Below are 21,942 nucleotides of genomic sequence, written 5' to 3'. Positions count from 1 at the left end.
CCAGCGCCGGGTGCTTAACCGTGGCGGCGCTCAAAATCAATCATGAAATCAGTCAGTGCCTGCACGCCTTCCAGCGGCATCGCATTGTAAATTGAGGCGCGCATTCCGCCCACCACACGGTGGCCTTTCAGCGCATGCAGCCCGGCGGCAAAAGATTCCTCCAGGAAGGTGTTATCCAGAGCGGCATCCGCCAGCTGGAAAGGCACGTTCATGCGTGAACGGTTAGCCAGAGCCACTTCGTTGCGGTAGAAATCGCTGCTATCAATAGTGCCATACAGCAGGTCTGCTTTAGCCTGGTTACGCTTGTCGAGCTCACTGACGCCACCCTGCTCTTTCAGCCATTTAAAGACTAAACCAGAGAGATACCATGCAAAGGTTGGTGGCGTATTAAACATCGAATCATTGTCGTTGAGCACCTGATAATCCAGGATGGAAGGCAGCTCTTTTTTCGCCTTGCCCAGCAGATCTTCACGTACCACAACCAGCGTCAGGCCGGCAGGACCGATATTTTTCTGCGCGCCGGCATAAATCACACCGTAACGGTTGATATCCAGAGGCGTGGACAAAATGGTTGAGGAGAGATCGGCCACCACTACTTTATCGCCGAAATCTGGCTCTTCATTAATGGCGATGCCGTCAATGGTTTCATTCGGGCAATAGTGGACATAGGCCGCGTCGTCAGAAAGGGCCCAGCTACTCATCGGGGTGATAGCTCGCAGGCCGTCAACCGTGGTTTTCGCTTCAATGACGTTTGGCGTGCAATATTTCAGCGCTTCTTTTATTGCGCTGTGTGCCCAGTAACCGCCATCAACATAGTCGGCAGTGGTCTTGCTACCCAACAGGTTCATGGGAATAGCGGCAAACTGCGCACGCGCGCCACCGTGACAGAACAGGACTTTATAGTTCGAAGGGATTTTCAGCAGGTCGCGAAAATCCTTTTCAGCCTCTTCAGCTACCTGCATAAATTCTTTGCTGCGATGGCTGATCTCCATAACGGAGGTTCCCAGGCCCTGCCAGTTACGCAGTTCCTGTTCAGCGCGACGCAGAACTTCTGCCGGCAGCATCGCCGGGCCGGAGCTAAAATTGAAAACCTGACTCATTTCCCCTCACCACTTTCTCAGTTCAATCGATGTCGATTCAGCTATCGGTTTTATCATTGCCCTTCTCTGGCTGCAATGTTTTATCCGGTCAGCCGACCAGTTGCGGAAAGATGCGCTGTGGAGCAGGCAGGAATTTCCCCCCTCGCATAGCGAATCCAGAAGAAACCCCGTATCATTGCGCCCTTTCTGCACAACCCAAAACAAGTGGGCACTATGACGCAAACGTATATTCCAGGCAAAGACGCCGCGTTGGAAGACTCCATCGCACGCTTTCAGCAAAAATTAGAGGATCTGGGCTTTAATATTGAAGAAGCCTCCTGGCTGAACCCGGTTCCTCATGTCTGGTCGGTACATATCCGCGACCGTGACTGCCCGCTCTGTTTTACTAACGGTAAAGGCGCCAGCAAAAAAGCTGCCCTGGCCTCTGCGCTGGGCGAATATTTCGAGCGCCTTTCCACTAATTACTTTTTTGCCGATTTCTGGCTGGGCAACAAAATTGCTAACGGTGATTTTGTTCATTATCCCAACGAAAAATGGTTCCCCCTGCCGGAAGATGACAGCCTGCCTGCCGGTATCCTGGATGAGCGCCTGAAAGCTTTTTACGACCCTGAACAGGAAGTCAGCGCCAGCGATCTGATCGATCTGCAGTCCGGCAACGCCGATCGTGGGATCTGCGCCCTGCCTTTCACCCGTCAGTCCGATCTGCAAACCGTCTATATCCCGATGAACATCATTGGCAATCTCTACGTTTCTAACGGGATGTCTGCCGGGAACACCGCTAACGAAGCTCGCGTGCAGGGGCTTTCTGAAGTCTTTGAACGTTACATTAAAAATCGGATCATTGCGGAGTCCATCAGCCTGCCGTTGATCCCGCAGGCGGTGCTGAATCGTTACCCTGGCGTGGTGGAGGCTATTGCCAGACTGGAAGCCGAAGGTTTCCCCATTTTCTCTTATGATGCTTCCCTGGGCGGCCACTATCCGGTGATTTGCGTGGTGCTGTTTAATCCGGCAAACGGCACCTGCTTCGCCTCCTTCGGCGCGCACCCGGACTTTGGCGTCGCGCTGGAACGTACCGTGACTGAACTGCTGCAGGGCCGCAGCCTGAAAGATCTGGATGTCTTTACGCCGCCTACGTTTGACGATGAAGAGGTGGCAGAGCATGCCAATCTGGAAACGCACTTTATCGATTCAAGCGGCCTTATTTCCTGGGATATGTTCAAAGATGAGGCTGACTATTCCTTTGTGGACTGGCGCTTCAGCGGCACGACCGAGGAAGAATTCGCCACACTGATGGCGATTTTCAAAGCGGAAGATCGGGAAGTGTACATTGCCGATTACCAGCATCTGGACGTCTATGCCTGCCGTATCATCGTGCCGGGGATGTCTGACATCTATCCTGCTGAAGATCTGCTGCTGGCGAATAACAGCATGGGCGCTTATCTGCGCGAAACCTTGCTCTCCCTGCCCGAAACGCAGTGGGAAAAGGAAGATTATCTGGCGCTGATCGAGCGGCTGGATGAAGATGGTCACGACGACTTTACCCGCGTTCGTGAACTGCTTGGCCTGGCGACGGGGAAAGATAATGGCTGGTATACTCTGCGTATCGGCGAGCTGAAAGCGATGCTGGCGCTGGCTGGCGGCGACCTTGACCAGGCGTTGATCTGGACCGAGTGGACCATGGAGTTCAACAGCTCAATCTTCACCCCAGCCCGCGCAAATTATTATCGCTGCCTGCAAACCCTGCTGCTGTTAAGTCAGGAAGAAGAGCGCGATCCGGTACAATACCATACTGCATTTGTCCGCATGTACGGTCTGGATGCGGTAGAAGCGGCCTCTGCCGCCATCAGCGGTGAAACGCCTTTCTATGGCCTGCAAACTGTTGATGAAGATCTGATGGCCTTCCCTGCTCATCAGTCGCTACTGGCAGCCTATGAGAAACTCCAGCAGGCCAAACGCCTTAACTGGAAGTAACTTCTTCAGGCGGTCGGTGATTCATTTAGCCGACCGCTTGCCTGTCTTTTTTAAAACCTTTCATCAAAAGTTAATGAAAGGTGAATTGAAAATTCGTTTTTATAAGTTCCTTAACCTTCCAGAAACAATCAAGCTGATAACCGGGCTTTAATAAGGCGCATCCTGTGCCTTTTTCAACTTATTTTTAGACTTTTAAAAAGTATTTATCCATTAAATATCAAAAAGATAAAGTTAAAACCTTACAAAATAAGGGTATTTGGCGCCCACTACTCTGAACCAATATGATCCATATCAATTTCTAACCTATACTCCTTTGTTAGTATCTCGTCGTTGACTAATTTTGGGAGTAGTTAGTGTGAAAGCTGGCAACCCGTTTGACTTAATCGTCCCGTCTGAGATGGCTAAAATAGCCGAAGAAGCTGGCGTCTATAAAGCAACCAAAAAACCCTTCACCACCTTTTTCCTGGCCATCACGGCTGGCGTCTTTATCTCCATTGCTTTTGTCTTCTATATCACCGCAACGACCGGTTCAGTGCCTTCAGGCCTGACCAAACTGGCAGGCGGCATCTGTTTTTCACTGGGTTTGATGCTGGTAGTGGTCTGTGGTGCCGACCTCTTTACCTCCACCGTCCTGACCATAGTGGCAAAAGCCAGCGGACGCATCAGCTGGGCTCAGCTGGCGCGTAACTGGATCAACGTTTATGTGGGCAATTTTTTTGGCGCGATGTTTTTTGTTGCCCTGATCTGGTTTGCCGGCCAGGCGATGACAGCCAATGGTGCATGGGGGTTAAATGTTCTGCAAACGGCTGACCATAAAATGCACCATACTTTTATTGAAGCGGTTTGCCTGGGGACGCTGGCTAATCTGATGGTTTGCATGGCGATCTGGATGAGTTATTCCGGTCGTACTCTCACTGACAAAATGCTGGCGATGGTGCTTCCGGTTGCGATGTTTGTCGCTAGCGGGTTTGAGCACAGCATCGCGAATATGTTTCTTATCCCGCTGGCGATTATCATCCGCGACTTCTCTGGCCCCGAATTCTGGCAGGCTACTGGCGCAACGGCTGCCCAATTTTCACATCTGACCGTCGGCAACTTTATCACCGATAATCTGATCCCCGTCACTATCGGCAATATCATCGGCGGAGGGTTCCTGGTAGGACTGACCTACTGGGTTATCTATCTGCGCGACGGCGACCAGCACTGATTAAAGTTCTCCTGATTAAGCACCTGCGGCTTAACACAGCGGCAGGAACGACAGAACTCCACGTAATTAAGGTAGGTATCAAATGAGCGAGCACAACGAAAAACAGGTTGCGGCCTGGGAAAGCTTTGCACAGGGCGAATGGCAGAACAGCGTCAACGTGCGTGATTTCATTCAGAAAAACTATACCCCCTATGAAGGCGATGAAGCGTTTCTGAGCGGTGCTACTGAAGCCACTACCGCCTTGTGGGATAAGGTGATGGAAGGCATCAAGCTGGAAAACCGTACCCATGCGCCGGTTGATTTTGATACCGACCTTGCCTCTACTATCACCTCTCACGATGCGGGCTACATCGATAAAAGTCTGGAAACCATTGTTGGCCTGCAGACTGAAGCTCCGCTGAAACGCGGTCTGATTCCGTTCGGCGGCATCAAAATGGTGGAAGGCTCCTGTAAAGTGTATGGCCGTGAGCTGGACCCGGGTCTGAAAAAAGTCTTTACCGATTACCGCAAAACCCATAACCAGGGGGTGTTTGACGTCTATACGCCGGACATTCTTCGCTGCCGTAAATCTGGCATACTGACTGGTCTGCCGGATGCCTATGGTCGTGGTCGTATCATTGGTGACTACCGCCGCGTGGCGCTTTACGGCATTGATATGCTGATGAAGGACAAATTTGCACAGTTCGCCTCGCTGCAGGCCGATCTGGAAAATGGCGTGAACCTTGAAGCCACCATCCGCCTGCGTGAAGAGATTGCCGATCAGCATCATGCGCTGCAGCAGATTAAAGAGATGGCGGCAAAATATGGCTGCGATATCTCAGGCCCCGCTACCACGGCTCAGGAAGCGGTGCAGTGGACCTACTTCGGCTATCTGGCGGCGGTGAAATCTCAGAACGGCGCGGCGATGTCGTTTGGTCGTGTATCAACCTTCCTGGACATCTACATTGAACGTGACCTGAAAGCGGGCAAAATCACCGAATTGCAGGCGCAGGAGTTAATTGACCACCTGGTGATGAAACTGCGTATGGTTCGTTTCCTGCGCACCCCTGAATATGATGAACTCTTCTCCGGCGACCCGATTTGGGCCACAGAATCGCTGGCCGGTATGGGCGTTGATGGTCGTACTCTGGTTACTAAAACCAGCTTCCGCTTCCTGAATACCCTCTACACTATGGGGCCTTCTCCGGAACCGAACATGACCATCCTGTGGTCTGAAAAGCTGCCGCTGAATTTCAAAAAATTTGCGGCTAAAGTCTCTATCGATACATCATCCGTGCAGTATGAAAATGATGATCTGATGCGTCCTGACTTTAACAATGATGATTACGCCATCGCCTGCTGCGTCAGCCCAATGATCGTCGGCAAACAGATGCAGTTCTTTGGCGCCCGCGCTAACCTGGCAAAAACCATGCTCTACGCTATTAACGGCGGCGTGGATGAAAAAATGAAAATGCAGGTGGGTCCGAAAGAAGCCCCAATGATGGACGAAGTGCTGGACTACACCAAAGTGATGGAGCGCATGGATCACTTTATGGACTGGCTGGCTAAGCAGTACGTGACCGCGCTGAATATCATTCACTATATGCATGACAAATACAGCTACGAAGCCTCGCTGATGGCGCTGCATGACCGCGACGTCTATCGCACTATGGCTTGTGGTATTGCGGGCCTTTCTGTAGCGGCGGACTCTCTCTCCGCGATTAAATATGCCAAAGTCTCCACCATTCGCGATGAAGATGGTCTGGCAGTAGACTTTAAAATTGAAGGTGAATACCCGCAGTTTGGTAACAATGATGCGCGCGTGGATGATATCGCCTGCGACCTGGTCGAACGTTTTATGAAAAAAATTCAGAAACTGCAGACTTACCGTAACGCGGTACCAACCCAGTCGGTGCTCACTATCACTTCTAACGTGGTGTATGGTAAGAAAACAGGTAACACTCCGGATGGCCGCCGCGCTGGCGCACCGTTTGGACCAGGTGCCAACCCTATGCACGGCCGTGACCAGAAAGGAGCTGTCGCCTCTCTGACTTCCGTGGCTAAACTGCCGTTTGCCTACGCAAAAGACGGCATCTCTTATACTTTCTCCATCGTGCCAAACGCGCTGGGTAAAGATGATGATGTACGTAAAGCGAATCTGGCCGGTTTGATGGATGGTTACTTCCACCACGAAGCCAGTATTGAAGGCGGTCAGCACCTGAACGTCAACGTCATGAACCGTGAGATGCTGCTGGAGGCGATGGAAGATCCTGAAAAATATCCACAGCTGACTATCCGCGTATCAGGTTATGCCGTTCGCTTTAACTCTTTAACCAAAGAGCAGCAGCAGGATGTGATTACCCGTACCTTTACTCAGAGCATGTAATTTTCTGAGTTATCAGAGGCTCCACTTCGGTGGAGCCTCACAAGTCTTGTTTGCCAGCCCTACCGGTTTGGTGAGGCTGGCAAAACAGACTTAACGCAGCTTAAAGACTGCGTACCTGCCTGATGGCGGGTCTACCGTGGAGAATTCATCGCAATGTCAGTCAAAGGTCGCATCCACTCATTCGAATCCTGCGGTACCGTTGACGGTCCCGGCATCCGTTTTATTACCTTCTTCCAGGGCTGCCTGATGCGCTGCCTCTATTGTCATAACCGCGATACCTGGGATACGCACGGCGGCAAAGAGATTACCGTTGAAGAGCTGATGAAGGATGTTGTCTCCTATCGGCACTTTATGAATGCCTCTGGCGGCGGCGTCACCGCTTCCGGAGGTGAGGCCATTCTTCAGGCTGAGTTTGTCCGGGACTGGTTCCGTGCCTGCCATGCGGAAGGCATCCACACCTGTCTGGATACCAACGGCTTTGTCCGCCGCTACGATCCGGTAATTGATGAACTGCTTGAAGTTACCGATCTGGTGATGCTTGATCTCAAGCAGATAAACGATGAAGTGCATCAAATCCTGGTTGGCGTATCCAACCATCGCACGCTGGATTTCGCCCGCTATCTCTCTAAGAAGAAAATCCGCACCTGGATCCGCTATGTTGTGGTGCCGGGCTATTCCGATGACGATGATTCAGCCCATCGTCTGGGTGAGTTTACCCGTGATATGGGTAACGTGGAAAAAATCGAGCTGCTGCCCTATCACGAACTTGGCAAACATAAATGGGTGGCAATGGGCGAGGAATATAAGCTGGATGGCGTCCATCCCCCGAAAAAAGAGACCATGGATCGCGTTAAAGGCATCCTGGAAGGTTACGGCCATAAAGTGATGTACTGAATTATCAGCGACTGAATAAAAAAATGGAGCCTGAAGGCTCCATTTTTTTCGTCTGTCAATCAGGCATGAGCCACAGGTGTGGCCTGCTTGTCCGCTTTGCGTAACAGCATCATCAGGTAGATAAATGCGACCGCAGCGATCATCACAAACAGCACGCGATCGGAGTAGTTTTGCATCAGCACAGAGGTCATAGCCGGGCCTGTCAGGCTGCCAATGGTGTAGCTCAGCAGTAAAGCCTGATTCATTGCCACCAGCTCATGGTGCGCAACCTTTTCGCAAGCCCATGACATTGCCACCGGATAAAGCGTAAAACCAGCACAGCCCAGCACAAACAGAGCGGGAGCCATAGCGGCGTTACCCAACATCGCAATGGCACCCAGGATCACCACAAAGACCTGAACGCGCAATACCAGCAGGCGGCCATAGCGGTCGGCCAGTCGCCCTACCGGCCACTGCCCCACTATACCAGCGCTGACCATCAGCGCCATCCAGTATCCCACTGTGGCATCGTTCATGCCCTGGTGAGACAGATAAAGCGGCATCAGACCATACAGCGATCCCAGCAAAATACCTGAAATAATGCAGCCATTAATGCCCAGTCTCGCAGTGCGGCGGCGCAACATTGGCCACATGCGGCCAGGCGCTGCTTCTTCGTCATCACCTTTCGCAGTGATCCTGGCGAAAACCAGCGGCAGGAGAGCCGCCAACACCACGCCCGTTACCCACGGCAATACATGCAGCAAATCTGTAGAAACTTTACTTACTAACAGCTGGCCCGCTACGGTGCCGAGGTAATAAACAATCATATAGGCGGCAAGCAGCTGCCCACGGTTGCGAAGCGTACCGCTGCATAACAGCGCGCTTTCCACTACCACCCAGATCACAGCACAACCGATACCGGCAACGAACCGCCACAGCGTCCAGGCCCAGAAACCGCTCTCCAGCCCCAGCGCCGCAGTCGCTACGGCGAACAGTATTGAAGCGATATAATAACTGCGATTAAAGCCAAGCGTTTTTATTGTCCAGCCTGCCAGCAGCGTTCCGGCCAGGTTTCCGGTGTAATAAGAAGAGCTTACGACGCCAACCTGCCAGGTAGGCAACAGATCATGGGTCAGCCAGAGCGGAACCAGAGTATTCAGCACGGCAATAGAAACCGTCATCAGCAAAAGGCCGCAAAGCAGCACAATAACAGGGCGTGACCAGATGGACATTTTTAGTGGGAATACCAGGGAGGAGAAGATTTTGCGCGAATAATGCCATCAGCAAAAATATTGTCAACGGCACACCTTTTACCGCAGCACAATTTGCTGTGAACCGATTTAATTTTTTTATCTACAGTAACTTAGAAGATAGGATTATTCGCAGCGGCAACCTGTTATCTTAATGAAAAATTAGGCTTTTAGCCTTTACAGCCCGTTTGCTGTCGATAACATTTCTTTTTGATAGTTAAAAAAAAACCTGCGGCTTGTCCACAGGTTTTTAGCAGTAAAAATCAGACGTTAGCCGATGAAATCCAGGCCTTTCATATAAGGCTTCAGCACTTCAGGAACCGCAATACGTCCATCAGCCTGCTGATAGTTTTCCAACACTGCCACCAGCGTACGGCCTACAGCCAGGCCAGAGCCGTTAAGAGTATGCACCAGACGGGGTTTCTTCTCGGTTTTACTGCGGCAGCGAGCCTGCATACGACGCGCCTGGAAATCACCCATATTGGAACAGGAAGAGATCTCGCGATAGGTATCCTGGGCTGGCAGCCAGACTTCCAGATCGTAGGTTTTGCAGGAGCCAAAGCCCATATCGCCGGTGCACAGCAGCACTTTACGGTAAGGCAGGTTCAGCAGCTGCAATACTTTCTCAGCGTGGCCCACCAGCTCTTCAAGCGCATCCATGGACTCTTCAGGGCGGGTGATCTGCACCATCTCAACCTTGTCGAACTGATGCATACGAATAAGCCCACGAGTATCACGACCATAGGCGCCCGCTTCAGAACGGAAGCAAGGCGTATGAGCGGTGAACTTCAGCGGCAAAGACTCTTCTTCAAGGATCTCATCACGCACCATATTGGTCAGCGGCACTTCAGAAGTTGGGATCAGCGCATAATCACTGCTGGAGGCCTCTTCTTCAAGCGGACGGGTATGGAACAGATCCTCACCAAACTTAGGCAACTGACCGGTACCGTACAAAGAGGTATGGTTCACCAGATAAGGCACATAAGTTTCCAGGTAACCATGCTGCTCTGTATGCAGATCCAACATAAACTGGCTCAGGGCACGATGCATCAGCGCAATCTGCCCTTGCATCACCACAAAGCGTGAACCGGTGAGTTTAGCACCCATGGCAAAATCCAGGCCGGAAGCCATTTCGCCCAGCTCTACGTGGTCACGCACGGCAAAATCAAAGGCACGCGGCGTTCCCCAACGGCTGATCTCCAGATTTTCACTGTCGTCTTTACCCAGCGGGACTTCATCAACCGGGAGGTTAGGGATAGCTGAGGCCATTTCACGAATGGCGTTCTGAAGTTCGTCCAGTTCCGCTTTGGCCGCGTCCAGGCGTTCGCCCAGCGCGTTCACTTCCTGACGTAATGGCTCGATATCTTCCCCACGCGCCTTGGCCTGCCCGATAGATTTGGATCGGGAGTTACGTTCCGCCTGCAAAGATTCCGTTTCTACCTGCAGAACTTTGCGACGTTCTTCATGAGAACGTAGCGTTTCAACGTCAAGCTTAAAGCCCCGGCGTGCCAGTTTTTCAGCGACTGCGTCTGGCTCATTACGCAGCAGATTGGGATCGAGCATGCTTGTCCTGTGAATATTTTTTTGAGTGAATGAGGGGCGCATCCGGCGCGCGAATGCGTTGAATTCCTTGCTAACCTTACCGCAACGTCACATTCAACGATAGCGTTTTGTCGGGCTATTTTGATCCTGCTCAGCCAGCCAGGCGAGCTTTTCACCAATCTTTCCTTCAAGGCCACGGGAAGTTGGTCGGTAGTAGCGCGTTTGTGCCATTTCGGGCGGGAAGTAATCCTCGCCTGCGGCGTAGGCATTGGGTTCATCGTGTGCGTAACGATACTCTGCCCCCAACCCCATCTCTTTCATTAGCTTAGTGGGCGCGTTACGCAGATGTTCAGGTACGTCAAAATCGGGGTTATCACGCGCATCGCGCATGGCTGCCTTGAACGCGGTGTACACAGCATTGCTTTTCGGTGCGCATGCCAAATAGACAATAGCCTGCGCAATAGCCCTTTCCCCCTCTGCGGGGCCTACGCGCGTAAAGCAGTCCCAGGCTGAGATAGCAACCTGCATGGCGCGTGGGTCCGCATTGCCTACATCTTCAGAGGCGATTGCCAGCAAACGCCGCGCCACATACAGGGGATCGCCACCCGCCGTGATGATGCGGGCATACCAGTAGAGAGCGGCATCCGCAGAAGAGCCGCGCACGGATTTATGCAGCGCAGAGATCAAGTCGTAATAACGATCGCCTTTATTATCAAAACGGGCGCTGCGCTCGCCAGAGACTTCATTAAGTAATTTAGCCGTCAGCTCGCGTTTGCCCTTGCTGTTCACCTCGGCCATGTCCGCCATCATCTCCAGCGTATTCAGGGCGCGACGGGCATCGCCATTGACTAACTCAGCCACCATGCGCCGGGTATCCGCAGGCAGAACAATGTTCTCCTTACCGTATCCACGCTCGCTGTCTTTCATGGCCTGTTCCAGCACAATTTCGATGTCGTCACTGGTCAGGGATTTCAGCAGATAGACGCGCGCGCGCGAAAGTAGCGCCGAGTTGAGTTCGAAAGAGGGGTTTTCAGTAGTAGCACCAATAAAGGTGATGGTGCCATCTTCAATATGCGGCAGGAAAGCATCCTGCTGGCTTTTATTAAACCGGTGGACTTCATCCACAAACAGGATGGTGCGGCGACCAGCGTCCCGATTCTGTCTGGCTCGCTCAATCGCCTCGCGGATCTCCTTTACCCCCGAGGTTACGGCAGAGATGCGTTCAACATCAGCCTGACCATAGCGACCAATAATTTCTGCCAGCGTGGTTTTACCGGTGCCTGGCGGCCCCCACAGGATCATCGAGTGAAGATGTCCAGCCTCAATCGCACGCGGCAGAGGTTTTCCTGCAGCCAGCAAGTGTTGCTGACCGATATATTCAGCCAGGGTGCGTGGCCGCATACGGGCGGCCAGAGGCTGAAATTCGTTGTGGGAGAAGTCCAGAGACATATTGCTCAAGCTAACCTCACTGACGCTGATCGTCCACCGTCACGCCTTTTGGCGGTGTAAACTGGAATTTGCTGGCTTCAACAGCTCCATTTTGCTGGGTTTTAAGCGTATAGCTGCTGCGCTGTCCATCCTGCTCTACGGCGCTGAACTGATTAATGGTGCCGTTGCCAGAGACATTGATAGTGAACTGTTTCAGGTTGCCGTCAGCGGATTTAGGTGTCAGTTCAAAGCTGTCACCCTGCTGCCTGATATTGTACTGCTTCCAGTCGCTGCCCTGGTTACGCGCAATCAGCATAAAAGGCGTGTTGCTGGTAGCATCTTTCAGCCAGGTAGCGCTGACCTGCTCAACAAACGGATTATAGAACCACAGCGTTTTACCGTCAGAGATCAGTACGCTTTCATCCGGTGCGGTCATATGCCAGTTAAAGAGGTTAGGACGCTTAACCCACAGCTCTCCTTCTCCATCCTGAACGGACTGGCCGCTACCGTCGGTCACTTTCTGCGTGAAGCTGGCGTGGAAGCTTTTTACTTTACCCAGCCGCTGCTGCAGGTCGGATGACGCATCAGCCAGCACGCTGGCGGAAGCAAAAGCGGCAATCAGAGAGCAGGAGATCATTAACTTTTTCATTACGGCATCCTTATTAAAACTTTTCTATCCCGAAGAGCGGGTAAGCCCGGAGGATAACTGTAACCAGGCACAGGCGAATGCAACAGGGGATCCGCCTGAATATTTCGTGCAATTAAGTGAGATATGGGGACATAGTGCCGAAACTCAACGGGCCGGGTTTCCCCGGCCCGTTATTTACAGCAGCACTACATCTCATGCGGCGGCGGTGAAAGTACCTCGCGGTTGCCGTTATGGCCTGGCGAGGAAACAATACCCTGCGCCTCCATCTGCTCAATGATGCGCGCCGCCCGGTTATAACCGATACGGAACTGACGCTGTACGCCCGAAATAGAGGCCCGACGTTTTTCCACCACAAAGCCAACGGCCTGATCGAACAATGGATCCAGCTCTTCATCGCCATCAAGGCCCGCACCGCCTTCACTCTCTTCGCCAGCGGTGATGCTTTCGATGTACTGTGGACGTCCCCGCGCTTTCCAGTCCTGCACTACCGCATGCACTTCCTGATCGCGAACGAATGCGCCGTGAACACGCACCGGCATTGAGGAGTTTGGCGGCATATACAACATATCACCCATGCCCAGCAGCGACTCTGCGCCAGCCTGGTCAAGAATGGTACGTGAGTCGATTTTACTGGAAACGGTAAAGGCGATACGCGTCGGGATATTGGCCTTAATCAGACCGGTGATCACATCCACGGACGGACGCTGCGTAGCCAGCACCAGGTGGATCCCTGCCGCACGCGCTTTCTGTGCCAGACGGGCAATCAGCTCTTCAACTTTTTTGCCCACGGCCATCATCAGGTCGGCAAATTCATCCACCAGCACCACGATGTAAGGCAGTTTTTCCAGCACCGGTGGCGTGGCGTCCATGCTGTCACCCGGCTTCCAGAACGGGTCCGGGATCGGGCGGCCCATCGCTTCTGCCTGCTCCACCTTCTCGTTATAACCGGCAAGGTTACGAACGCCCAGTGCGGACATCAGCTTATAACGACGCTCCATCTCACCCACACTCCAACGCAGCGCGTTCGCCGCATCTTTCATGTCAGTTACCACCTCGGTTAACAGGTGAGGAATGCCTTCATAGACCGAGAGTTCCAGCATTTTCGGGTCAATCATGATAAAGCGCACTTCTTCCGGCGTGGCTTTATAAAGCATGCTGATAATCATGGCGTTAACGCCAACTGACTTACCGGAACCGGTAGTACCGGCAACCAGCAGGTGCGGCATCTTCGCCAGATCTGCAACCACAGGCTGACCTGCAATATCTTTACCCAGCACCACCGCCAGCGGTGAAGGGTTGTCACGGAACTGAGGACACTCCAGCACTTCACGCATGTAAACCGTCTGACGATGTTTGTTCGGCAACTCCAGACCAACGTAAGGTTTGCCCGGTATCACTTCAACTACGCGCACAGCCACTGCGGAGAGAGAGCGTGCGAGGTCACGGGAGAGATTCGAAATACGTGCGGCCTTGACGCCAGGCGCCAGATCAAGCTCAAAGCGGGTGATAACCGGCCCTGGTGATATGCCAACCACTTCCGCTTTAACGCGATAATCACCCAGGCGCGCTTCAACCAGACGTGCCGTTTGCTCCAGTGCAAACATATCTACCGGTTCGGCTTCTGCTGGCGGAGCGGTCAGCAGATCCAGCGTTGGCAGCGGCGTGGTGGGCCTTTCCAGCGGTTGTTCATGGCGTACCAGGAACGGATGGAACAGGCTGTCATGGGCAGGCTTCACCGGCTCAGGTTCAGCCACTGGCACCGGCACGGCTGGAGGTGACTGCCACGAAGGCGCAGCGGCTGGTTGCTGCGTACCGCCCTGAGGCTGAGCATCCTGCCACGTAGGCGCAGCAGCTGGCAGCTGCGTACCGTCCTGAGGCTGAGCCTCCTGCCACGAAGGCGCAGCGGCTGGCTGATGCACTTCAGGTTGTGGCTGAGAAGCCTGCCACGGCGGCGCTTCAGCAGGCTGCTGTGCTGCCCCGACATGTGGTTGAACGTCTACGGGCTGCTGCGCCGGAGAAGCGTGCCACGAAGGCGTTACCGATGGCTGTTGCTGAGAAGCCTGTTGAGGCTGTTGCCATTGCGACGGTTCGGCCGCCGCTTCCGCAGGCAGCGTAAATAGCGGTTCAGTTGGGCCATCATCAACCAGATCGTCAAGAGGAGAGAAATCGAAGGCACCGGCGGTATCCAGCTTAAAGGCAGATGAGGTTTCCTGCTCTGCTTCCTCGCCATAACGCTGATTCTGTTGCATCGCAAACTGGCGTGCCAGGGCAGCCTGTTGCAACGCCTCTTCATCCTCTTGCGCAAATTCCTCACCATAGCGGGTCTGCTGTTGAGTCATGAATGCCTCACGCAGATGCAGTTCGTCCTGCGCTGCATCCTGTTGCTCAACTGTCGGAGATGCTGAGGCGTGTTGCTGTTCCTGCTCTTTGGCTTTTTCTTCAGCCATACGCTGAGAAGGCAGCTTAATCCCATAAGAAGCCAGCTCACGACGGGTAGGTAATTTCACCGGGTTAGGGCGTGGCAGCGCCGGGCCAATACCCTGCTTAACCTGAGGATTGCCTGCCTCGCTGGTAGCGCTGAAGCCAGGCATGAAAGGAGCAGAAGCCGCAGCGACTTTCGCGGCATCGGCCGCGCCCTGCATTCCCGCTGCCGTCTCCATGGCTGGTGCAGGCTGCGAAGAGAAATCAAACGGCGATGCAGAAGAGGCATCACGCCAGTTCCCCATCCGCGGCCCTTCATCCTCATCCTCGACCTGTACTGAAGGCGCTGGCGTCCCGGCTGGCATCTCAAACCGATAAAGCTCAGGCTTTTCAACTACCGCTGCCGGTTGCAGAGATGGAGAAACAGCAGGAGCGGTGGCGGCCGGTAATGCAGGCGCTGCAGAGAGAGCGACATCAGATAAAGGCTCGGCTGTAGCTGAAGAAGCCGCAGAGTGAGGCGTTGCCGGGGTTACCGCTGCCGGAGCCGCTGAAGACGTTGCCGCTGCCGCAGAAATGCCTGCGGATGCGGTAGCTGGCTGGCTAAACAGAGGATCGTTTTCTTCTTCTGCGGCGCTATGCTCTGTACGCGGTGCCGTGAACAGCACATCATCGTGCTGAACAAGCGGATCTTCTGCCCGCTCGCTACTCTGTTCATCTTCCTCTTCATGCCAACGTTCATCGGTACGGGTGCGGTTACTGGCGAAAGTAAGCACGCCCATTACCACACCGCCGATCTTCTCAGCAATGGTCAGCCATGACCAGCCGGTATAGAGCGTCAGCCCTGCCGCCCAGACGCAGAGCAGGGTTAAGGTACCGCCTGCGCCACTAAACCAGGGTGCCATCGCATTACTTAACAGGCTGCCAATCACGCCGCCCGAAGCAAAATACCAAATGTCATCAGCATTGAGCGCGGCCAGACCACAGGAGGTGATCACCAGTGCCAGTACGCCAATCAGCCGCAACGCGACAGCAAAGTAGTCAATATATTCCTGAGAATGGCGCTGCCGGAAGGTGATCCAACAAAGCCCAAGAATAACGGGAGGTATGGCATAAGCCATTACGCCGAAAATGAAGAACAGGGTATCCGCAAGCCAGGCGCCAACGCCGCCGCCCACATTATGGATAGGTTCATGCCAGGCGGTCTGGGACCAGCTGGGATCGGAAGGATTGAAGCTCACCAATGCCACCATCAGATAGACGGCGAAAAGAGCAACAATAATCAGTAACGCTTCCAGCAGACGACGTCCACTGCTCAGCGGTTGTAGGGATACTTCTTTATCTTCTGTGTATTCCTGGCTCAAGAGTACTCTCCAGGTGCCTGTAAACTATGGAGGCAACAGCGCCGGGCAAGCCCGACGCTGAACCTGTATGAATTCACAGGAGTGTACCGAAATCTCTCAGGTTTTGCACCTGCCCTGTGTTACCGCGTTTTAATGACTAAGCGGTTACTTTGTTTCACTTCTTCCATGACCACATAAGTCCGGGTGTCGTTCACGCCCGGCAGACGCAGCAGGGTCTCGCCCAGTAATTTGCGGTAGGCTGACATATCGGGAACGCGCGTTTTCAGCAGGTAGTCGAAATCGCCTGAAACAAGATGACACTCTTGAGTTTCCTCAAGTTTTTGTACGGCGGCGTTAAATTGCTCAAACACATCCGGTGCACCACGATTCAGAGTAATCTCAACAAATACCAGCAGTGAAGCATCCAGATAGTGAGGATTCAACTGAGCGGTATAGCCGAGAATAAAGCCCTGTCGCTCCAGACGGCGGACGCGCTCCAGGCATGGAGTCGGTGATAAGCCCACGCTTTTGGAAAGGTCGACGTTGGAAATTCGCCCATTCTTTTGCAGTTCATTAAGGATGTTGCGGTCGATCCTGTCGAGATCTTTACCGGGTCGTTTTTTATTGTCTACCATTATTATTGTCTCTCTAAATGCCTTCCCTTTACTTGCCATACCCTGAATATGTTCGGTTCCAGGGTTGTTCTAAGTGAAGTCAGGAGCCTGCTGCGCCGCTGTCGGGCGCCCATCCGTATGACGCATGTTGTCTGTCCACACCATGCGTCATGACCAATGACAGACTGCGTTTATGCCGCCGGATTACTTAAACATGGAATGAAACCCTGTTTTGACAGCTTAAACGCCCTCTGCTTCCTACACTGTTTTCGCAAAAGCGCAGCCGATTGTCAAAGCAAAACAAACAAAACCAGTACAACATGCCAGAAGTATCGCTGCGTGACTGTTTTTAAATAGATATTTTTCTTTGCAACGCACTATGAAGCAACACGTTTTGCCCTGTTTTCGCGCATCTCTCCCTGTTGTGGCGCAGACCCTCATTGGTCAAACCTTTTGCAATCATCGTTAACAAAATTGCAGAACGCTTTTGTTGCCGCATTAAATTCCCTACAATCGAAACATGTTTGCCAGACAAAAAATGAGGGTCTCATGAGCACGGCCAGACACAGTAAATTACTTATCCTGGGTTCCGGCCCGGCTGGTTATACCGCTGCAGTGTATGCGGCGCGCGCCAACCTGAATCCGGTGTTGATTACCGGCCTTGAAAAAGGCGGACAGCTGACCACCACTACAGAAGTGGAAAACTGGCCTGGCGATCCTCACGATCTCACCGGTCCACTGTTAATGGAGCGGATGCAGGAACACGCTGAAAAATTCAATACTGAGATCATTTTTGACCATATCCACACGGTAGATTTACAGACTCGTCCGTTCCGTCTGACGGGCGACAGCGCTGAATACACCGCGGATGCGCTGATCATCGCCACGGGCGCGTCAGCGCGCTATCTGGGATTGCCTTCTGAAGAGGCGTTCAAAGGACGCGGCGTTTCCGCTTGCGCAACCTGCGACGGGTTTTTCTACCGTAATCAGAAAGTAGCGGTGATTGGCGGCGGTAATACTGCCGTGGAAGAAGCGCTGTACCTGGCGAACATCGCTGCTGAAGTCCATCTGATCCACCGTCGGGACAGCTTCCGTGCCGAAAAAATCTTGATCGATCGGCTGATGGAAAAAGTGCACAACGGTAACATCGTGCTGCATACCAATCAGACGCTGGATGAAGTCATGGGCGATCAGATGGGGGTCAGCAGCCTGCGCCTGCGCTCTGCGCTGGACAATCAGCAGACTGAAGAGTTGAGCGTTGCCGGTCTGTTTGTGGCGATCGGCCACAGCCCGAATACCGGCATCTTTAAAGATCAGCTTGAACTGGAAAATGGCTATATCAAGGTTCAGTCAGGCCTGCAGGGTAACGCCACGCAAACCAGTATCCCAGGCGTATTTGCCGCAGGCGACGTCATGGACCATATCTACCGTCAGGCGATTACTTCTGCCGGTACCGGTTGTATGGCCGCGCTGGATGCCGAGCGCTATCTGGATGGATTAGTTAAAAACTCTCAGTAAGTTGTTAACTTCCTGCATCTATCTTGCTTAAGGCGGCCTTCTCAGGTCGCCTTTTTATTTTCCGCATTGTACCATTACCAGCCTGTTCCCCCCGGTGGGACGTTCCCTCTGTTTCGTTAACCGCTCAGCTGGAAAGGCATGAACAAAACACGGCAGCAACATTTACTTCGCTGGCTGAAAAGTCAGACAGGCCATGGTAAACGCTGGTTACGACTTTCACTGGTGTTGGGGCTGGGTAGCGCCCTGGTGATGGTCTGTCAGGCCTGGTTACTGGCAACACTCCTCCAGTCACTGATTGTTGAACACCGTCCTCGCGAAACGTTATTGGTACCCTTTATTCTGCTGTTCAGCTGTTTTGTGCTCAGAGGCATTCTGACCTGGCTGCGTGAAAAAGTCGGTTTCGAATGCGGCAGAGCGATTCGCGCCACGCTCAGGCAGAGGGTTCTTGATCGGCTTGGTGCCCTGGGACCAGCCTGGATCAAAGGTAAACCGGCAGGGAGTTGGGCAACGCTGCTGCTTGAGCAAATTGAGGAGATGCAGGATTACTATTCCCGCTATCTGCCACAAATGTTGCTGGCCCTCTTCGTCCCCTGTTTTATTCTGATTGCGCTTTTCCCGGTGAACTGGGCTGCGGCCCTGATCCTGCTCTGCACCGCGCCGCTGATCCCGCTGTTTATGGCGCTGGTAGGCATGGGTGCCGCCGATGCCAATCGCCGTAATTTTCTTGCGCTCGCCAGGCTTAGCGGCCATTTCCTCGACCGTTTACGCGGCCTGGAGACACTGCGACTATTTCATCGTGCAGAGTCTGAAACCGAAAGCATTCGCGCCGCGTCGGAAGATTTCCGTCAGCGCACGATGGAAGTACTGAGGTTGGCCTTTCTCTCTTCTGCCGTGCTGGAATTTTTCGCTTCTTTGGCGATAGCCGTAGTCGCGGTCTATTTTGGTTTCTCCTATCTTGGCGAGCTGAATTTTGGGCATTATGGCCCTGGAGTCACCCTTTTTGCCGGTTTTCTGGCGCTGATCCTGGCACCCGAGTTCTTCCAGCCGCTGCGGGATCTCGGGGCGTTTTATCATGCAAAAGCCCAGGCCGTAGGTGGCGCTGACTCGCTGGAGACGTTTTTAACCAGCAGCGATACTCAGGCCCACGAACGAGGCGATCGGGTTATTGACATCCAGCATGGCCTTACCGTGCGCGCAAAGGATCTACAAGTTCTGTCACCAGAAGGTCAGGTGCTGGCAGGCCCGCTGAGCTTCACGCTTGAATCGGGCCAGCGTGTTGCACTGGTGGGACAGAGTGGCGCAGGCAAATCCTCGCTGCTGAATGTGCTCTCGGGGTTTCTGCCTTATCAGGGTTCACTGCAGATTAACGGCGTTGAGTTGCGCGAGTTGGATCCTGCTTTCTGGCAACAGCAGCTGGCCTGGGTTGGACAGAACCCTCACCTTCCTGCATCAACCCTTCGACAGAATATTGTGATGGGTGAAAATGATGAGCATGAAAGGCTACTCCGCGTTTGTGAACAGGCTGGCGTAACTGAATTCCTTCCCCGCCTTTCTGCGGGGCTGGAGAGCGAAACAGGTGAGCAGGCTTCAGCCCTCTCCGTAGGCCAGGCACAACGGGTTGCAGTTGCCAGAGCGCTGTATAAGCCCTGTCGTCTGCTGTTGCTGGATGAGCCGGGTGCCAGTCTGGACAGTCACAGCGAGCGCCATGTTAACTCGGCCTTGTTGCAGGCTTCCTTTAACCAAACAACGTTGTTAATAACCCATCAGCTGGATCAGCTTGAAAAGTGGGACGAGGTCTGGCTGATGCGTAACGGATCTCTTATTCAGCAGGGTTCGCATACTCAGCTGCTGCGCAGCCCCGGCGCTTTTGCCGACCTGGCAGCTCAGCGTAAGGAGACGGTGGAATGAAAGAGTTATTGCCCTTCCTGGCGCTCTACCGGCGTCATTTCTGGCGGCTTTCACTGGGAATTTTACTGGCTATCGTCACGCTGCTGGCCAGCATTGGGTTACTGACGCTCTCCGGGTGGTTCCTCGCTGCCTCTTCACTTGCCGGCGTGGCCGGGCTTTACAGCTTTAACTATATGCTGCCAGCCGCTGGCGTGCGCGGCGCGGCTATTACCCGGACGGCCGCGCGCTACTTTGAGCGCCTGGTCAGCCACGACGGTACCTTCCGGGTGCTCCAGCATTTACGAACCTTCACCTTCAGCAAGCTGCTCCCGCTCTCGCCTTCTGGCCTGACCGGTTTTCGTAAAGGCGACCTGCTAAACAGACTGGTTGCCGATGTCGACACGCTTGACCACCTCTATCTGCGGGTTCTCTCTCCGCTTATCGGGGCGTTGCTGGTTATCCTGACGGTGACGCTGGGTCTGGGCTGGCTGGACTGGCCGCTGGCACTGACCCTGGGGGGCTTGATGCTGGCAACATTACTGGTACTGCCTCCCCTCTTTTACCGCGCAGGGCGGCCTGCCGGGCTGGCCATCACCACTTTACGTGGCGAGTATCGTAGCCAGCTCACCGACTGGCTCCAGGGCCATGCAGAACTCTCTGTTTTTGGTGCTGAACCAGGTTTTCGTCGGGATCTGGATCAAACAGAAAAACGCTGGCAGGCCGCGCAACAGCGCCAGGCGAGTCTGATGGGTCTTTCTCAGGGTTTACTAACGCTGATTACCGGCGTAGCCGTAGTGGTCATTCTCTGGCTGAGTGCCAGAGGCGTAGGGGGTAATAGCCAGCCCGGCGCGTTGATTGCACTGTTTCTCTTTTGCGCTCTGGCTGCCTTTGAAGCACTGGCTCCGGTGGGCGGCGCCTTTTTACATCTGGGGCAGGTGATGGCCTCTGCCCGCCGCGTTACCGACATTATCAGCCAGAAGCCAGCGGTTGAGTTTACGCAGACTCCCCGCGAGCCTCTGCCGGGTATCAGCCTGAGCGTGCAGGATCTCTCGTTCAGTTATATACCGGGTCAGCCTGCGCTGGACGCCTTTTCCCTGCAGGTGGCGCAGGGTGAACATATTGCGCTGCTGGGCCGTACCGGCTGTGGGAAATCTACCCTGTTACAGCTTTTGACCCGCGCCTGGGATCCGCAGCAGGGAGAGATCCTGCTGAACGGCGAGCCGCTGAAAGAGTGGGACGAAGCAGCGTTGCGCGCCACCACCAGCGTGGTCACTCAGCGCGTCCATCTGTTCAGCAATACGCTGCGGGAAAATTTACTGCTGGCTTCGCCGGGAAGCAGTGATGCTGAGTTAGCAGAGGCGCTGGAGCAGGTTGGCCTGAACGTTCTGCTGGAAAACGAACAGGGACTGAATGCCTGGCTTGGCGAAGGCGGACGCCAGCTGTCAGGCGGAGAGTTAAGAAGGCTTGGGCTGGCACGCGCGCTTCTTCATGATGGCGATCTGTTGCTGTTAGATGAACCTACCGAAGGGCTGGATGCTGAAACCGAACAGCAAATCCTTGCCCTGCTGCGCCGGGTCGCAGAGCACAAAACGCTGATCATGGTGACGCACCGTTTACAGGGGCTGGAACACTTCGACAAAATTTGCGTTATGGATAACGGCTCCATTACGGAGCAGGGAAATCACCTCGAATTAATCTCAAAACGCGGACGTTACTGGTATTTCCACCAGCGCTTTGCGCTATAGTCATAGCCTCTTGAGCCTTAGAGTCTGTCACT

13 protein-coding genes and 2 pseudogenes are annotated in these 21,942 nt (G+C 53.8%); 7 read left to right on the top strand and 8 right to left on the bottom strand.

Features of this window, described 5'->3' with window-relative positions; all coding sequences use genetic code 11:
* Nucleotides 1-14 precede the first annotated feature (14 nt).
* Nucleotides 15-1,100, bottom strand: a complete 1,086-nt coding sequence (gene serC / locus SD961_RS11610; protein WP_318790525.1) for a 3-phosphoserine/phosphohydroxythreonine transaminase — start codon at nucleotides 1,098-1,100, stop codon at nucleotides 15-17.
* A 213-nt stretch (nucleotides 1,101-1,313) separates the two neighbouring features.
* Between serC and ycaO the strand changes: the two genes are divergently transcribed.
* The 4 genes from ycaO (at nucleotide 1,314) to pflA (ending at nucleotide 7,537) form a co-directional block, all read left to right on the top strand.
* On the top strand, nucleotides 1,314-3,071 hold the full coding sequence (gene ycaO / locus SD961_RS11605; protein ID WP_318790524.1) for a 30S ribosomal protein S12 methylthiotransferase accessory factor YcaO: 1,758 nt from the start codon (nucleotides 1,314-1,316) through the stop codon (nucleotides 3,069-3,071).
* Nucleotides 3,072-3,426: 355 nt separating this feature from the next.
* Nucleotides 3,427-4,278, top strand: coding sequence for a formate transporter FocA (gene focA, locus SD961_RS11600; protein ID WP_318790523.1), 852 nt, complete (start codon nucleotides 3,427-3,429; stop codon nucleotides 4,276-4,278).
* 82 nt (nucleotides 4,279-4,360) lie between these two features.
* Nucleotides 4,361-6,643: a formate C-acetyltransferase gene (pflB, locus tag SD961_RS11595; RefSeq protein WP_318790522.1), complete on the top strand. Its 2,283-nt coding sequence runs from the start codon at nucleotides 4,361-4,363 to the stop codon at nucleotides 6,641-6,643.
* 153 nt (nucleotides 6,644-6,796) lie between these two features.
* Nucleotides 6,797-7,537 (top strand): pyruvate formate lyase 1-activating protein, encoded by a 741-nt coding sequence (gene pflA, locus SD961_RS11590; RefSeq protein WP_318790521.1) that lies wholly within the window; start codon nucleotides 6,797-6,799, stop codon nucleotides 7,535-7,537.
* A 59-nt stretch (nucleotides 7,538-7,596) separates the two neighbouring features.
* On the opposite strand, the gene SD961_RS11585 is transcribed toward pflA, so the two are convergent.
* The 7 genes and pseudogenes from SD961_RS11585 to lrp form a co-directional block, all read right to left on the bottom strand.
* Nucleotides 7,597-8,748 carry an MFS transporter gene (locus tag SD961_RS11585; RefSeq protein WP_318790520.1) on the bottom strand — a complete coding sequence of 384 codons (1,152 nt, stop codon included), beginning with the start codon at nucleotides 8,746-8,748 and terminating at the stop codon, nucleotides 7,597-7,599.
* A gap of 288 nt (nucleotides 8,749-9,036) precedes the next feature.
* Nucleotides 9,037-10,329: a serine--tRNA ligase gene (serS, locus tag SD961_RS11580; RefSeq protein ID WP_318790519.1), complete on the bottom strand. Its 1,293-nt coding sequence runs from the start codon at nucleotides 10,327-10,329 to the stop codon at nucleotides 9,037-9,039.
* Nucleotides 10,330-10,422: 93 nt separating this feature from the next.
* Nucleotides 10,423-11,766: a replication-associated recombination protein A gene (locus SD961_RS11575; RefSeq protein WP_318790518.1), complete on the bottom strand. Its 1,344-nt coding sequence runs from the start codon at nucleotides 11,764-11,766 to the stop codon at nucleotides 10,423-10,425.
* Between the two features lie 7 nt (nucleotides 11,767-11,773).
* Complete coding sequence (gene lolA / locus SD961_RS11570; RefSeq protein WP_318790517.1) at nucleotides 11,774-12,385, bottom strand: outer membrane lipoprotein chaperone LolA; 612 nt, start codon at nucleotides 12,383-12,385, stop codon at nucleotides 11,774-11,776.
* A 185-nt stretch (nucleotides 12,386-12,570) separates the two neighbouring features.
* Nucleotides 12,571-15,066: pseudogene (locus SD961_RS11565) on the bottom strand (DNA translocase FtsK); the annotation flags it as partial.
* 473 nt (nucleotides 15,067-15,539) lie between these two features.
* A pseudogene (locus SD961_RS21705) lies at nucleotides 15,540-16,167 on the bottom strand (DNA translocase FtsK 4TM domain-containing protein); the annotation flags it as partial.
* 119 nt (nucleotides 16,168-16,286) lie between these two features.
* Entirely contained in the window at nucleotides 16,287-16,781 is a 495-nt protein-coding gene (gene lrp / locus SD961_RS11560; protein ID WP_013201514.1) for a leucine-responsive transcriptional regulator Lrp, read from the bottom strand.
* Nucleotides 16,782-17,309: 528 nt separating this feature from the next.
* Between lrp and trxB the strand changes: the two genes are divergently transcribed.
* The 3 genes from trxB (at nucleotide 17,310) to cydC (ending at nucleotide 21,910) form a co-directional block, all read left to right on the top strand.
* A complete protein-coding gene (trxB, locus tag SD961_RS11555) occupies nucleotides 17,310-18,278 on the top strand; it encodes a thioredoxin-disulfide reductase (RefSeq protein WP_318790515.1) in 969 nt (322 codons plus the stop codon).
* Nucleotides 18,279-18,416: 138 nt separating this feature from the next.
* A complete protein-coding gene (gene cydD / locus SD961_RS11550; RefSeq protein WP_318790514.1) occupies nucleotides 18,417-20,186 on the top strand; it encodes a heme ABC transporter permease/ATP-binding protein CydD in 1,770 nt (589 codons plus the stop codon).
* Nucleotides 20,183-21,910, top strand: coding sequence for a heme ABC transporter ATP-binding protein/permease CydC (gene cydC, locus SD961_RS11545; RefSeq protein WP_318790513.1), 1,728 nt, complete (start codon nucleotides 20,183-20,185; stop codon nucleotides 21,908-21,910). The genes cydD and cydC overlap by 4 nt, the downstream gene beginning before the upstream one ends.
* The last annotated feature ends 32 nt before the right edge of the window (nucleotides 21,911-21,942 follow it).

This window comes from Erwinia sp. MMLR14_017 (assembly GCF_033657285.1).
In the GTDB taxonomy this organism is placed as follows: Bacteria; Pseudomonadota; Gammaproteobacteria; order Enterobacterales; family Enterobacteriaceae; genus Erwinia.
Note: the sequence above shows the minus strand (reverse complement) of the source record. Positions and strands in the feature narration are given on the sequence as shown.

Excerpts from the sequence above, each read along its gene's own strand:
- ycaO (WP_318790524.1), top strand. The coding sequence starts at position 1,314 with ATGACGCAAACGTATATTCCAGGCAAAGACGCCGCGTTGGAAGACTCC.
- lrp (WP_013201514.1), bottom strand. The coding sequence starts at position 16,781 with ATGGTAGACAATAAAAAACGACCCGGTAAAGATCTCGACAGGATCGAC.
- pflA (WP_318790521.1), top strand. The coding sequence starts at position 6,797 with ATGTCAGTCAAAGGTCGCATCCACTCATTCGAATCCTGCGGTACCGTT.
- cydC (WP_318790513.1), top strand. The coding sequence starts at position 20,183 with ATGAAAGAGTTATTGCCCTTCCTGGCGCTCTACCGGCGTCATTTCTGG.
- serS (WP_318790519.1), bottom strand. The coding sequence starts at position 10,329 with ATGCTCGATCCCAATCTGCTGCGTAATGAGCCAGACGCAGTCGCTGAA.
- SD961_RS11585 (WP_318790520.1), bottom strand. The coding sequence starts at position 8,748 with ATGTCCATCTGGTCACGCCCTGTTATTGTGCTGCTTTGCGGCCTTTTG.
- pflB (WP_318790522.1), top strand. The coding sequence starts at position 4,361 with ATGAGCGAGCACAACGAAAAACAGGTTGCGGCCTGGGAAAGCTTTGCA.
- serC (WP_318790525.1), bottom strand. The coding sequence starts at position 1,100 with ATGAGTCAGGTTTTCAATTTTAGCTCCGGCCCGGCGATGCTGCCGGCA.
- trxB (WP_318790515.1), top strand. The coding sequence starts at position 17,310 with ATGAGCACGGCCAGACACAGTAAATTACTTATCCTGGGTTCCGGCCCG.
- lolA (WP_318790517.1), bottom strand. The coding sequence starts at position 12,385 with ATGAAAAAGTTAATGATCTCCTGCTCTCTGATTGCCGCTTTTGCTTCC.
- cydD (WP_318790514.1), top strand. The coding sequence starts at position 18,417 with ATGAACAAAACACGGCAGCAACATTTACTTCGCTGGCTGAAAAGTCAG.